The organism is Streptosporangium sp. NPDC049078, from assembly GCF_040648855.1.
Classification (GTDB): domain Bacteria; phylum Actinomycetota; class Actinomycetes; order Streptosporangiales; family Streptosporangiaceae; genus Streptosporangium.
In genome coordinates this window covers 95,154-109,076 of the sequence record NZ_JBEZEL010000021.1, presented here as the reverse complement: position 1 = coordinate 109,076, position 13,923 = coordinate 95,154, and the positions used below count along the sequence as shown (strand labels likewise).

At 67.7% G+C, this 13,923-nt stretch carries 11 protein-coding genes; 5 read left to right on the top strand and 6 right to left on the bottom strand.

The genetic code is table 11. The annotated features are described in order from the left end of the window. Positions 1-1,176 (top strand): chorismate synthase, encoded by a 1,176-nt coding sequence (gene aroC / locus AB0B90_RS31700; protein ID WP_362926174.1) that lies wholly within the window; start codon positions 1-3, stop codon positions 1,174-1,176. A 157-nt stretch (positions 1,177-1,333) separates the two neighbouring features. On the opposite strand, the gene AB0B90_RS31695 is transcribed toward aroC, so the two are convergent. Genes AB0B90_RS31695 through AB0B90_RS31685 form a run of 3 tightly spaced genes read right to left on the bottom strand, consistent with a single transcriptional unit; the run spans position 1,334 to position 6,991 of the window. Next, the gene (locus tag AB0B90_RS31695; protein ID WP_362926136.1) at positions 1,334-1,924 is read right to left on the bottom strand and encodes a hypothetical protein; all 591 of its coding nucleotides are present in this window, start codon (positions 1,922-1,924) and stop codon (positions 1,334-1,336) included. Then, positions 1,921-2,223, bottom strand: coding sequence for a hypothetical protein (locus AB0B90_RS31690; RefSeq protein ID WP_362926135.1), 303 nt, complete (start codon positions 2,221-2,223; stop codon positions 1,921-1,923). Before AB0B90_RS31690 ends, AB0B90_RS31695 begins: the two co-directional genes overlap by 4 nt. Beyond that, a complete protein-coding gene (locus tag AB0B90_RS31685) occupies positions 2,216-6,991 on the bottom strand; it encodes a caspase family protein (RefSeq protein WP_362926134.1) in 4,776 nt (1,591 codons plus the stop codon). Before AB0B90_RS31685 ends, AB0B90_RS31690 begins: the two co-directional genes overlap by 8 nt. A 454-nt stretch (positions 6,992-7,445) precedes the next feature. Between AB0B90_RS31685 and AB0B90_RS31680 the strand changes: the two genes are divergently transcribed. Continuing rightward, positions 7,446-8,606: a serine hydrolase domain-containing protein gene (locus AB0B90_RS31680; protein ID WP_362926133.1), complete on the top strand. Its 1,161-nt coding sequence runs from the start codon at positions 7,446-7,448 to the stop codon at positions 8,604-8,606. Between the two features lie 129 nt (positions 8,607-8,735). Here AB0B90_RS31680 and AB0B90_RS31675 read toward each other — a convergent pair whose 3' ends face one another. The 3 genes from AB0B90_RS31675 to AB0B90_RS31665 form a co-directional block, all read right to left on the bottom strand. Further along, entirely contained in the window at positions 8,736-9,548 is an 813-nt protein-coding gene (locus AB0B90_RS31675; RefSeq protein WP_362926132.1) for a DUF1684 domain-containing protein, read from the bottom strand. Positions 9,549-9,773: 225 nt separating this feature from the next. Beyond that, positions 9,774-10,256: an NUDIX domain-containing protein gene (locus tag AB0B90_RS31670; RefSeq protein WP_362926131.1), complete on the bottom strand. Its 483-nt coding sequence runs from the start codon at positions 10,254-10,256 to the stop codon at positions 9,774-9,776. 13 nt (positions 10,257-10,269) lie between these two features. Next, positions 10,270-11,637, bottom strand: a complete 1,368-nt coding sequence (locus AB0B90_RS31665; RefSeq protein ID WP_362926130.1) for a tetratricopeptide repeat protein — start codon at positions 11,635-11,637, stop codon at positions 10,270-10,272. A 170-nt stretch (positions 11,638-11,807) separates the two neighbouring features. On the opposite strand from AB0B90_RS31665, the gene AB0B90_RS31660 reads away from it, so the two are divergent. The 3 genes from AB0B90_RS31660 to AB0B90_RS31650 are packed head-to-tail and all read left to right on the top strand — an operon-like array spanning position 11,808 to position 13,920. Continuing rightward, positions 11,808-12,560, top strand: a complete 753-nt coding sequence (locus AB0B90_RS31660; RefSeq protein WP_362926129.1) for a hypothetical protein — start codon at positions 11,808-11,810, stop codon at positions 12,558-12,560. 14 nt (positions 12,561-12,574) lie between these two features. Further along, complete coding sequence (locus AB0B90_RS31655) at positions 12,575-13,477, top strand: hypothetical protein (protein ID WP_362926128.1); 903 nt, start codon at positions 12,575-12,577, stop codon at positions 13,475-13,477. After that, complete coding sequence (locus tag AB0B90_RS31650; protein WP_362926127.1) at positions 13,420-13,920, top strand: class I SAM-dependent methyltransferase; 501 nt, start codon at positions 13,420-13,422, stop codon at positions 13,918-13,920. Before AB0B90_RS31655 ends, AB0B90_RS31650 begins: the two co-directional genes overlap by 58 nt. The last annotated feature ends 3 nt before the right edge of the window (positions 13,921-13,923 follow it).

Genomic DNA, 13,923 nt, shown 5'->3' with positions numbered 1-13,923 from the left:
TTGCGTTGGCTGACCGCGGGAGAATCGCACGGACCCGCCCTCGTCGCGACCCTGGAAGGGCTGCCCGCCGGTGTGCCGGTCACCACCGGCATGCTGGCCGACGCGCTCGCCAGGCGGCGGCTGGGTTACGGCCGGGGCGCGCGGATGCGGTTCGAGATGGACGAGGTGACCATCCTCGGCGGCGTACGGCACGGGCTGACCCTGGGCTCGCCGGTCTCGATCGTGGTGGGCAACACCGAGTGGGCCAAGTGGGAGCAGGTCATGGCGGCCGACCCCGTCACCCCTGAGGTGCTGGAAGGGCTGGCGCGCAACGCCCCGCTGACCAGGCCCAGGCCCGGCCACGCCGACCTGGCGGGCATGCAGAAGTACGGTTTCGGCGAGGCCCGTCCGATCCTGGAGCGGGCGAGCGCGCGGGAGACGGCCGCGCGGGTGGCGCTGGGCGCGGTGGCCCGCTCCTACCTGCGGGAGACGGCCGGGATCGAGCTCGTCTCGCACGTGGTGGAACTCGCCTCGGCCAAGGCCCCCGACGGGGTCCTTCCCGTCCCCGCGGACGCCGGGAGGCTGGACGCCGACCCGGTGCGCTGCCTGGACGCCGACGCGAGCAAGGCGATGGTCGCCGAGATCGACCGGGCCCACCGGGACGGTGACACGCTCGGCGGCGTGGTCGAGGTCCTCGCCTACGGGGTCCCCGTGGGGCTCGGCTCCCACGTGCACTGGGACAGGCGCCTCGACGCGCGGCTGGCGTGCGCTCTGATGGGCATCCAGGCGATCAAGGGCGTCGAGGTCGGGGACGGCTTCGCGCTGGCCCGTACGCCGGGGTCGAGAGCACACGACGAGATCGTGCCGACCCCCGAGGGCGTGAGGCGCACCTCGGGCCGCTCAGGCGGGACCGAGGGCGGACTGAGCACCGGCGAGGCGCTGCGGGTGCGCGCGGCGATGAAGCCGATCGCGACCGTGCCACGGGCCCTCGCCACCGTGGACGTCACCACCGGCGCCCCGGCGCGGGCCCACCACCAGCGGTCGGACGTGTGCGCGGTCCCGGCCGCGGGGATCGTCGCCGAGGCGATGGTCGCGCTGGTCCTGGCGGACGCGGTGGCGGAGAAGTTCGCCGGGGACTCGGTGGCCGAAACCCGCCGTAACGTCCGCGGCTACCTCGACCACCTGCCCATCGGCTGACGGGCAGGTGGTCGCCCACCCGCGTCAACGCCCCCTGGCTTCCAAACCCGCCACGATTCGACGGCAGCACGGCCAACGCTCTACGTGGGACAGCCCGGTGACGTCGCCGCCCTTCGGGCGTTCTCCGTACTCTAGGACGTCTGTTCCTCTAGGATCTCTATTCGCATTTCTCGACCGGGCTGACGGAGATCACCCGGCTCAACGTCACGCGCCGTAGCCCCCTCTCCTTGATGATCAGCTCGCCATCGGCGCTCCCGATCAGTTCCCCGCAGAGTCTTCCCGCCGGGCCGACGACCTCGACCATCGATTTGGCGGCCTTGGCATCGGGCCCGAACCAGGTAAACCCCAGCGCGGTCACCAGCATGGCCAGCGCCAGAACGGTCAAGGCCGCCGCACCACGTATCCGCTGGCCGACGGCTCGCACCTCGTGCCGCGTCCACTCCTGGAGATCCTCGCCCGTCAGCAGGATCTCCGAACCGGGTGTCCCTGAGGCGGCCCTGATCGCGAGCATGGTCGCCGCGACCAGCGCCGCGAACGCGGCGGTCAACAGGATGGCGACCGTTACCTTGGCCCAGTCTTCCAGGCCGGTCACCGTGTCGCGGCCTTTGACCAGCAGCACGGCGCTCAGCAACGCGGTCAACCCGCTAAGCCCGATCCGCCAGCCCTCGGCCTGCTTCCGAACAATCGTGAGCTGCTCGAACCGTAGTGCCTGGGCGCGCTGCGCCCAGCGCTTCCGCTCGATGCTCATCCGATGTCAACCGACCAGTACGCCCCGCACCCGGTGTCCGGTACCTCGGGCGGCCGTTCCGGATGCGGATAACCGCATTCGCAGTAAACGGTGACCTTCGTGGCTCGCACCGGCGGCTTCCGCCGGAGGCCCCCCTTGGTCCCCTGTGGCGTCCCATGCGAGAACGTCGTCGAGGTCCGCGCCCCGCATCCTGGGCAGTTCCCCGTGACGACCAGCCCTTTGTCGATCTCCGCGACGGTGAAGGTGATCTGCCCGTCGAACTCGGCCTCCGTGAACGGGACAGGACGATGCTTAGCCATCAACGGACTCCTCGGGCAGGGTGAGCGAGAACAACGGCGCGTAGATCCTCAATCTGTCGGACAGCCACCCGACCGACTCTCCGGTCTCCTCCGCGACCCGCCGCAGATGCTCCTGATCGACGCGACCGCTCACCGCGGGCGCCTGCCCGTCCAGGTAGACGGTCAGCAACAGCAGGTCGTACCACCACACGATTCCTTCGGGGACGGCCTCGGCTGCGTAGTCGAGCCGCAGGCCGAGGGGGACCATCTTGCTGAGCCGCTGATGCGCATCGGTCAAGGTCATCCCGAGCCGCCCCGCGATCTGCACCAGCCGCAGCGCGTCGATCTCTGCCAGGTAGCCGATGTCGTCGAAGTACACCGTTTCCACATCGAGGATCGTGAGCATGTCGACGTCATACGGATCGGGATGCCAGTCGGCCAGTTCGGCGGACGCCTCCGGCTCGAGGTCGGGTATCGGGGCACCGAACTGGCGGTAGGGGGCCAGGAGTGCCAGGAACTCCCCGACGGTGACGCCGAGATCCATCGCACCGTTGACGATGTGCCCCGCGCTCAGGCTCCAGTCCGGCCGGGCCCAGCTCCAGAGCGGAGTGATTAGGTAGGCCGAGAGCACCCAGGGTTGCAGGTCGTCACAACTGCGATCCGCCTCGGGAAGGGGCACATCGGGATAGGCCTCGGAGAAGGCACGCCGCGCATCGCCGATCGACCCATAGATCATCGTGGCGAGACAGATGATATCGACATGGGTGATCTCCGTCTCCGGGGCGGTGAAAGGAACGAGATCCTTGATCGGGCCGACCGGGCCTCGCCGCCAGTACCGGCCGGACAGCGCCCCGGCCACCGCCAGGCACGGCTCCCGGAGAACGAAATCCTGTCGCCGGGTCGAACCGCGAACCACCCGCATCGTCGAGTTGATGAACCCGATCACGTCGGCGTCGAGTGTCAGGTCCACCTCGGCAGGAATCTCCGGGAGCCGGAGGAGTCCTCGCTCCTCCAGCGAGGCGAGTGCCGACCTGGCCTCCTGGACGCTCATTCCGGCCACTCCCGCGACGTTCATAAGCTTGATCGGGGTCAACCGGTCTCCGACGTACTGGAGGTGCCGCAGCGCCTCCGCCTCCACCCGCTCGCAGGTCTCCGGATAGCGGTCGCGGCCCGCCACCGTGACGCCGAGCGGTCCGAGCCGGTCGCACATCTGAAGGATCTGCGAGATGTCGCGCCCGAGTTCGCCCGCCGCATGCGCGATGTGGTCGGGCGAGAGCTCCCCCTCGATCCACGGCGCTCTGCCGTTGAGACGCCGCGAGACGAGCTTAGTCTCCGCCGTCGTGCATATCTCGTCACCCAACCTCGCCAGATCCAGTTCGGGCGCGGACCAGCCGGGGGGTGCGATCTCGGCGGCTCTCCGCAGAACCTCCTTCAACGGCTGGTCCAGGTGAGCGGACGCCCTCACGAGCCACCCGGCGACGATCGGCGCGCGGGAAAGGCCCAGCAGGGTCCATGCCGCCAACGCGCCGGCGAGCGGCGTGTCCTCCTCCTTGAACGTTCGGGACACAGGCGGACAGCAGCGAAGATGACGTAGGTCCAGACCGGTGATCGCGAACCTGCGCATTCGCCGCAGCAGATCCGACATCCGCTGTTTCGGATGCGCGGTCGCGAGAATGATCTCCTCCACGGGAACCGGGGTGTCGTAGGTGCTCCAGTTCAGCCTGCTCAGAAGGGCACCGTCGATGGGGCCCGCGACTGGAAACCCCTCGACGGACAGGGCGCTCGGGATGCGCCTGAAAGTACGCTGGCCGCCGACAAGGCGCTTCCAGACACCGGACCGCCAGGTCATGAACCAGCCCGCGTAGAAGGAGTACCAGTTCTTCGGGTCGAACAGTTCCCTGTCCTCGGGCACACAACCGACTTGTGCCGCCGGGACCGTCGTGCCCTGCCCCCAGCCGCCACCGGCCTGGATCTCGGTCCCGCTCCTCACCAGGTGATCGAAGACCCGCTGGGCCACCTCCGGCGTCGATTTCGTGACATCCCACAACCAGGACAGCGACAGTCCCGGCCAGTCCATGAGCATCGGCAGTGACTTGTCAATCCTCTCGTTGACCCACTGCTCGTGCCAGGTGCGGAGCTTCTTACGATCGACGGTGAACTGCGGGCGGTGCTCGTCACGAAGGTTGACGACGAGTCCGTATATCTCCTCGTTGGTCCGCAGGCCGTCGGCCGCGAGCCCGCCTTCGCCGGACACCCACCACAGGTCACGGTCGTATTCGAGCGACTCGGCGGACTCGTCCTGGTAACGGAGCTTCCTGGGTGACCACTCCTCAGGGGCCGAGTCATGCTCCGAGGCCACCACCCGATACTCAGCGATCCACAGCAGCCGGCGCAGCGTCTGCAGGACGGAGACCTTTTCCTCTTCCTCGTCGCCGGTCAGGTAGAGCCGGATCCGGGTGCCGCCGCCCAGCATCTCCTCCGACGGGGTCACCTGCATGAGGCTGCCGCTGCTGGCGATCTGAACAGTGAATCCCTCGGGGGAGGGAATACCCTGTTGATCCACCGGCCGGGTGACCAGCAGGATCTCATCCGCGATCATGAAATAGCTAAAGACGCCGACGCCGAACTGGCTGTTGGACACCATCCGCAGCGGCGGGTCAAGTTCCTGCCAGAGCGCGTGCTCGGCGCGGTACTCCTGTAGGTGGACGAAGCGCTCCCCTGCGTGGGCGAAGACCTGCTCCAGAACCTCCCGGCCCATGCCGACACCGTTGTCCTCACACTCGACGTACTCGCGGCCGTCCTCGAAGCCCTGCCGGAAGGTCACCGCTCCCTCCCACACCGCCGGTCGCCTACCGCGTCTACGCAGCCCCTCGAGCCGGGTGTCGCGGTATCTGCAGGCGTCCAGGGCGTTCTGGTAGAGCTCGCGGATGGCCAGCGACGGGTCATCGTAGAGCTGGCGACCCATCAGCAATTCCCGGATCTTGTCCTCGGAGAGCCTGAACCGGGTGAGCGGCACCTGGTAGACGGGAGCGCCGTCAGCGCTAGGCCGATCGGCCCGCACCCCCTCATGGGTGATCCGTACCGGAAGCGCGTCCTCGACCGGCCCCAGATGGCTCAGACAGCGGAGGCGCCCGAGGATGTGCTGGGCCGCGACGGCCACCGCCTCGAACGCGGCGTGCTGGGCCGGGTGCTCGCAGATCAGGCTGAGGTCGAGAGCGCTCTTGCGCCGCTGGATGCGGAGAAGCTCGGCGGCGTTTTTGACCGAGGTTAGTGGCAACTCCAGCCCGGTGCCGATGTGATCGGCGATCACCGTCGGCATTCGCCGGGGGTCTGCGGCCAGCGTCCCCGCTAGCCAGAGCACTCCGACATGCCCGCGCCAGCTCTCCGGCAGCAGCCCGATCCTGTCTTCGAGCTTCGGGTCGACCGGCGCTGCGGCGACCGCACGCATGAGGGTTTCCATCAGCCGTCGGCACTCGCGCAGGCTGAGCTCCGAGACGGCACTGGACAGCAGGGACGCTCCCCGCTCGATGAACCGCTCTGACCGATCGCACTTCCACAGGCCGTCCACCTCTGTGAGCCAGCGGTGGACCAGCCACATGACGAGCGTCTCCGCGGCCTCTTGTTGACCACGGCGCGCGAGCCCTTCCGCGCGCCGGATCACCTGCGGATACATCTCATGAGTGAGTTCGAGGTCGGTGCGCTCGCCAGTCTCATAGCTGCGCTTGAAATCGCCGGGCCGAATGCGGGCCGCCAGCCACACTCCCTCGGCGAGCACCGTTTCCCGCAGAAAAGGGGCGGCGATCAACGCCGCTGCTTCTTCGGGCCTAACCGGCACGTGTTCCCCGAAGAGCTGCGCGGTGAAGTCGATGACCCGCTCCGGATAGTTCGGGTCGAACCAGTGGTCCACCATTCCGGTCTTCTCACGGAGGTGGTCGGCGACCTCGAGATGTTTTCTGGCGCAGTCCTCCGCGAGGGCCGCCACCTTCTCCCGCAACGACTCGGAGGCATCGGCGGCCAGGTTCCAGAGTTCGTTGCCGGCCGCGGCGCGACGCCACGCCGAGACCAGTTGATCGCCCTCACAGATCACCGTGTCGGCCGAATGGCGCGCCATAACCTTCGGATAGGCGTTCGGAAGCTGGACGCGGTCGTCGCCGAGGCCGGTCGTCCGGCTCATCTCCTTTCTCACCTCGGCCAGCACCGCGCTGAGCGTCCGGGCCGGATTGCGCCGGTCGAGCACCTTGGCGAGTGTCCGGGTGAAGACGCTGCCATCCTCGCCGTAGCGGCAGAACTGTCCGGGCTCGCACCCCGCGACCATCACCTGGGAACCACCGGCCGGATAGTGCAAGACGCCGCCCCAGGCCCCCTCGGACGGCCGCCCGGCCGGGTCGTCACGACAGGCGTCGACGAAAAAGACGACCAGCTTGGCACGGCACTTGCTGAGGTCGGGAATCACCGGCACGAGACTCTCCGGGACGAGCACGCCGTTCTCCCGGTACGCGTCGCTGGGAACCAGGTAGTCGACGCCGTTGATGCTGATGCCGTGGCCGGAGAAGTAAAGGAGCAGAACGCTCCGCTCCGGAGCCCCGGCGCACGCCTTCCTGATGGCGGCGCGAATGCGGCTTCCGCTCGGGTCCTGTCCGTCGTTACCGATCGAATCGATCGAGTAGGCAGAAGAAGCCAGCGCCGAGTGCATTTTCTGGATATCGTTCCGCACCACCTGGGAAATGGACGAGAAAGTCGTGTCATCGCATTCCGGGACACCGATGAGCAGCGCTCGACGTTCGGTCATCGAACCATCGTAATCAGCCGATCCGCGATATCGGCCTGCTTTCGCCGACAACCGGGGCCGCGGAGCGCGGGCGCGACGACCGCGCCCTCGGCACGACCTTTCCCCATATCCAGAGTCGTTCCCGCGATCGTTTTCCGCGTGGGCGTCGTTCGAACGAACGCCGAGCCGGGACGGGAACAACCGATTGCGCGCCCAAGGTGGACGGCACGCCGCTCCCGGTGAGTACGCAGACGTTCAGAAGCCTGCGGCCGAGCGATGCCGTGCTCGACGACTCGGCAGACCTCGCCAGAACGGAGCCGCGGCGAGCATTGCGCGGATGGACGCCGCGGTCGCGGAACGGGCCATGAGGTAGTACCAGCTGTACCAGGAGTGTCCAGCTCGCGGGATCGAAGCGATGATCTCCCCCGCGACATGCTTCAGGGGTCGGTAAGTGACCCTCGAACAAGGAGTTCCGGTGTACAAGCCCTCCTCTCCCCGCTCCCGCCTCCTCGCCTGCGGGCTCGCCACGCTGATCGCCGTCGGCGCCGTCGCCGCGCCGGTCGCCGCCTCGGCCTCGACAAAGGCGTCGGCGACCGCCGGTTTCGACGACGGCGTGCAGAAGTCACTTGACGGGCTGATCGGCAAGGAGTTTCCCGGCGCGCTCGCCTCGGTACGTGACCGCGAGGGTCGCGTCACCCGCTACACCGCGGGCGTCGGGAACCTGAAGACCCGGGAGGAGGTGCCGGCCGACGGCCGGGTGCGCATCGGTAGCAACACCAAGCCGTTCGTCGCCACCGTCGTGCTGCAGCTCGTCGGCGAGGGCAGGATCAAGCTGGACGGGCCGATCGAGAAGTACCTGCCCGGGATGATCCGCGGCAAGGCCGGCGACGGACGTAAGATCACCGTCCGCCAGCTTCTCCAGCACACCAGCGGCCTGCCCAACTACACCCGCTACATGCACGGGGACTTTTCCAAGATCCAGCATCGCTATGTCGAGGCCAGGGACATGATCGACGTGGCGCTGCGCCACAAGGCGTCGTTCAGGCCGGGCAAGAGCTGGGAGTACAGCAACACCGGCTACCTGCTGCTCGGCCTGATCGTGCAGAAGGTCACCGGCCGGCCGATCGCCGAAGAAGTCACCAAGCGGGTCATCGACCGTGCCGGGTTGCGTGACACCTACTGGCCAGGCGTCGGCGACCAGACCGTCAAGGGCCCGCACCCCCGCGGTTACACGGTGAGCGGGCCCAAGGGCGAGTTCGTCGACGTCACCACGATGGACCCGTCCTGGGGCGGCGCGGCCGGCCAGCTCATCGGCACCCCGGACGACCTCAACACCTTCTTCCTCGCCCTCCTGGACGGCAAACTGCTCAAGTCCGCGCAACTGGCGGAGATGAAGAAGACGGTGAAGGCCCCTGGGCTCCCCGAGGGCTGGCGGTACGGGCTCGGCGTGGTCAAGATGAAGCTGAGCTGCGGCGACACCGGATGGGGCCACGGCGGCGACATCGACGGCTACGAGACCCGCAACGCCGCCACCACCGACGGCCGGGCGTCCGCGCTCGCGGTCACCGCCCTGCCCAGCAGCGAGGCCGGCCCCCTGAAGGTCATCAAGGCTCTCGACACCACCCTGTGCGGGTAACGGGCGGCCGCCCTCTCGCCTCCGCGCCGCCCTGACGGCACGCGGAGGCGTCGCCGTTCCGGTGACACAGGACGCGGAGGCGCCGGTGACACGGGTGACACGCAGGCCACGGGCGCGCTCGTCTGGACGTCAGCCGCGCTCGTAAGGGATCTTCTCGCCTGCCTCGATCGCGACCGGCAGCCGGTTCTCCTCCGGCGGCAGCGGGCAGGTGGCGAGGTCGGTGTAGGCGCACGGCAGGTTCGTGGCCCGGTTGAAGTCCACGGTCACCTGGTTGTCGGCATCGGGCACCCCGAGCTGCAGGACGCGGTTGGCGGCGTAGGTGGTCACGCCGGAGGTCGCATCGGTGAACAGGGCGATCAAGCTGCCCGGCGCGTGACCGTTGAACACCGTCAGGCTCAGCGTCTGCCCGTCGAGTTCGAACTCGACCCGCCCTGGCGCGTCGTAGACGTGCCTCAGCCCTTCCACCGCCGCCCCGACGTCCGTCGGCCGGGGCTCGTCGAACGGCAGGTAGCGGCCGACGACCAACCATCGCGGGTCCGGAGGGAACACCGGAGTGCCGGCGAACGCGACACGCAGCGGGTGATCCGGGTGTCTGGGCCTGACGATGTCATGCCCGCCCCGCTTGGCCACCTCGATCACCGCTTCACCCCAGGCGGCATTGATCGAAGCGCGTTCGGGGATGTGGCCGAACACGTACCGGCCACGCACAGGCGTGCCGTCCACGACCAGTTCCTCCGCGTCGCCGAGGGTCACAACTACGCCCTCGCCGCCGGTCGACCACTCTCCTGGGGCATCCGGTAGGCGCTGCGGTTCAGGCGTCAGCCAGTGCAGGTTCGTGACGGCGAGGAACCCGTGGGGATCGGCCAGCGCTCTCTCGTGCCGGTGGTGCCAGTCCTGCCATTCCTGGACGTACGCGGCCACGTCGATCACTTTGGCTGCCACGGCTGCTCCTCAAGATGCGCGAGATTTTTCATACTATTCCTACCTTTTAGATTGGTTTATGTCCAGCATTGATATTCGGACGCCCAGAACACACTCAATCATCAGGTCCATCCCCTCACGAGGCAACCACTGAACACTCGGGCCTCCGCGCCGTCCCGACAGCACGCGGAGGCGTCACCGTTCCGGTAAGTGGTGGCCTGTGACCGAGGGAGATACCGCTGGGGATCAGAATCCCTCGGTGGTCACCATGGGGCCGCCTGTCAGATAGTTGATCAGCGCGGTGCGAGTGGTGGACACGAATGCCTGGGGTATCCGGTCTGCCGGGTGCCAGGCGACGCGTGCGTGTTTGCGAGGTTCGGCGTTGACCGGGGTGCCGCTCCAGGTGTCCGCGACGAAGACAACGGTGACGAAGCCGTTCGGTGCCTCGACACCCCAGGAGCAGTGGATGAGACCGGCTACTCGCAGGTCGGCGGGGTCTACGACCAGTCCGGTCTCCTCTTTCAGCTCGCGGACCGCGGTTTGGGTGATCACTTCGCCCTTGCTCGCCTTGCCGACGGGAAGGTCCCAGTGGTTGGGGGCGAACTTCGCTCCGGCCGCTCGCTGTATGAGGAGGACTCGTTGCCGCGTTTGGTCGTGGACGATGACGGCGGCGACGAGGAGGGTGTGTGCTTCGAGCGCGGGGGGCAGGGCGGTGCCGGGCGTGGGCATGGACACGATCCTTTCACGTGGCGGTGGCCGCGTGCCGGATGCGCTGTTCCAGCAGGGCTGCGCCGGGGACGCCTCTGCGCTTGTACACGGCGAGGGTCGGTCGGATGCTCGCCAGGGCGGTTCTGCTCCGGCCTGACGCCATTCCTTCGGCGAGATCGAGTGCCTGGTTCCAGGCTCCGATCGCCTCGTCGGCTCTTACCTGAGCGGCAAGGCAGTCCCCGAGATCCATGTGGGTGAGCAGGTGGACGCGGGGAAAAGCGATGGGGTCCCAGGATGTGAAGGCCGCCCGGTGTCGGGCCTCGGTGCCCACATGGTCGCCGATTTCGGTGAGCGTCCTGGCGGTATGGGAGTCGACGGTGCCGGAGGCGGGTCCCATGAGGAGCGAGTACGAAGGCTGTGGATCGCCTGGTCGGGAGAGGGCGTCCTCGGCCGCGAGAAGCGCTCTCGCTGCTCCGACCTTCTCACCGAGAGCGGCGTGGGAACGGGCGTGCGTGATGTGCAGAAGCGCTTCGGTGGCACCGTCACAGCGACCTTCAGCGCGTTTGAGGGCGGCTTCGATGAGGTCCCGGCTGTGCTGATGTTCCTTCAGACTGAGCGCTTGGTGGGCGATCGCGCGCATCATCCAGGCGGCGTGGGCACCCGGGTCGGCCTCGACGGCGAGTTGGAAGCCGGTGAGGTAGTACCGCTGGGCCGCGCCTTCATGCCCGAGGTCGTGATGCTTCCAGCCAAGCAGCCAGGCGAGCTCGGCAGTGGCACCGAACGCGTCGCGACGTGTCGCTTCGTCGGCGAAGCGGCCGGACAGCATGGGGGCGACGGTATCGGCCAGGTAGGCGGCAACGGTAGTGAGGCCGTGGCCCCCGCCGAGGCGCTCATCGGCCGCGCCGAACGCTTTGGTGATCTGCCGGACGACGGCCACTTCTCTGGCACCGACTCGCGCGCTGCCGGTCCGTGCGCGCAGGAGCCTGCTCACCGCCTCTGAGTCGTAGCCGAGAGGCAGACTCACCTGGTACGTGGTGTAGACGGCGGTGGCGAGGAAGCTTCTGTTCTCGATATCGACCCGGCTGAGCATGCTCGCGGTTTCGACGGGGTGCGCGCCTTCCAGCATCGGCGACTCGTCGGTCTGGAAACCGAGCTGCAGCTTCGTCACCGGACGTCCGGCGCGGCGCGAGAGTGCCTCGACGAGGTAGCCGACAGTTCGTTCATTCGGTTCAACGCCCGCAACCCAATGCGCGATGGCGGACTTGTTCGTCCGCAGAACTTCTCCGTTCTCCGCAGCGACGCGCACAACGGCGCGCGCCACGCCCTCGTAGCTCAAGCCCGAAGCCGCGATCATCTCCCGCAGCAGGTCGTTGGGGGAACGCTGGCCGGAGTACCTCGCCATCGGAACTCCCTACGGATAAACCGATTAAACGTTCTGCGACGCCATTGACCATAGCCGCCTCGAGCCCAGACGGCCACTCTTAGTGGGAACCCGAACGCGGAGCGTGAAAAAACCTCTTTCCTGAGGTCCAGCACGGGTGCCGCTGCCTGTCCTCTCGAACGGAGAACGAAATGTCCACTGCCACCCACGACAAGATCAGCGTCGAGCTGCCCGAGGTGTTCGATCCGCGCTGGAACCGTATCCCCGGCATCACCGTGGACGGCCACCGTGTCACCCTCGACCCTGAGGAGTATTTCTTCAAGTTCACCAACCACACCTGGCTCGTCATCCCCTGGCAGCAGGTGCGGCGCGACATGCTCGACGCTCACGAGACCCCGAACACCTCGTTGGAGCAGCTCGCGCTGGACTACATCCGCGCCAACGCCACGCCGACCAGCGACGCAGCGACCGTCCTGCAGATCGGGTGGGAGGTGTACCGGTACGTGTTCCGCGCCGAGCATCTGGCCGATCTCGGTATGCCGGAGATCACCGAGAAGCATCTGATGATGCTCCGGCAGGCAGGCACGTTCATGGCGCTCAACAAGGTCGAGCTGACCGGCGAGATCTCCAACATCGGACCTGCCTGGTTCTTCAACTCCACCACCCGCGCGGTGTTCGACCTCACCGACGCCGAGGGTGACCTGCTGGACGAGGTCTACCACGGCGGCTGGTTCAACGAGACCCGCCGTCTGGAGCTCGTGCGCGCCCACACCGCTCTCGGCGGCCGTCTCGTCCATGGATGCCAGTCCGTCCCAAACCAGACCGGCGGCGCGGTCGTCCCTTACGGCGCTCCGCTGGAGAAGTTCCGCAGCGAGCTGGCCACGATGAAGGACAGCTGGATCGCGGCCGTCGAAGCCTGCCGCATCCCGACCACCGATCGATAAGGAAGGCCAGGACATTGGACACCATCGCGGTGAACGCTCTGCTCGCCCGACTGCTGGACAACCTCGGGCAAGGGCCGGCCGAACGCGAGGAGATCCGCGTCTGGGCACGTTCGGGCGTGGAACGGCTTCACCTGGCTGACGGCACCTCGGTGGTGTTCAAGTACGCCGAAGGCCCCTTCGCCGCCGAAGACCACGCCTTGGCGGTTGCCGAGACGGGCAGGTTGCCGGTCCCGGCCCGCCTGGCGGTCGACCGAACACCTGGATTGCTCGGAATGCTACTGACCGACCTCGGCACGGCCGGTCGGCAGGCAACCGACGCCGAAGGTGCTGCTCTGGCTGTTCGCGTTCATGCCATCTGCGACACCAAAGACTTGCCGACCATGGACGGAGTGTGCCTGGCCGCGATGCCCGAGCAGATCCGTGCACGCCTCGCTCACCTCGACGGCCCCGGACGTGACCTCGGCGCACTCACCGAGAGCGCTCGCGGCCTGGCGAAGGTCGCCGATGCCCGCTCCGTCGGAGCCGATCTTCCGCCGTTCGGGCTGTGCCACTCCGAATGGCATCCGACCTCCGTGCATCTCACGGAGACCGAGACGCACCTTCTGGACTTCGCGCGGGCGTTCCACGGTCCCGGGCTGCTCGACCTGGCGTCCTGGCACGGCACGATCGATGCTCCCGACACCGGCAAGCTCAACGAGCTCATCACCTCCTACGTCGCCGCCGACGGTCCCGAGGAAGCGGCGGCCTCAAGAGGCGGGTTGAGTTCCGCCCGCTGGGCGCTCGGCTGGCACCGGGTCTGGGTGGCCGACTGGTTCACCCACCAGCTCACGATCGGGTGGGCCGAAGGAGCCGAAGACGCATGGATCTCCGCGATCTCCCGCCACCTCAGCGAAGCCGCACTTCTCCTGCGAGCCTGACCGTCAGCGACCGGTTCGAGTGGACCCGAGGCGCAGGAATCGGCCCTCCACCCACGGTCTTCGGCGATCTGATAGGCAGGCGGGTTGTCGAACTCGGCTGCGGCAGCGGACACAACCTCGCCCACCTCACCATCCATCACCACGCCGAGGGGGTCGGCATCGACCACGACCCTCTCAAAATCCAGCGTGCCCGGACCCTCTACGCAGGTCTTCCCCGTCTCGCCTTCATCCGGACAGACGCAGCCACCTACCTCCGATCCCGCCCTCCCGAGTCCATCGACCTCTGCCTCTCGATCTTCGGCGTCTTCTCGTTTGTCGAACGCGCCGACCTACGCCCGCTCCTGACCGCGACCGTCCGCGCCCTTCGCCACGGCGGACGACTCGCCCTCACCCTGCGCGCGACCGACACCACGGACCTGGTCCTCATCTACACCAGGAGCTGACCA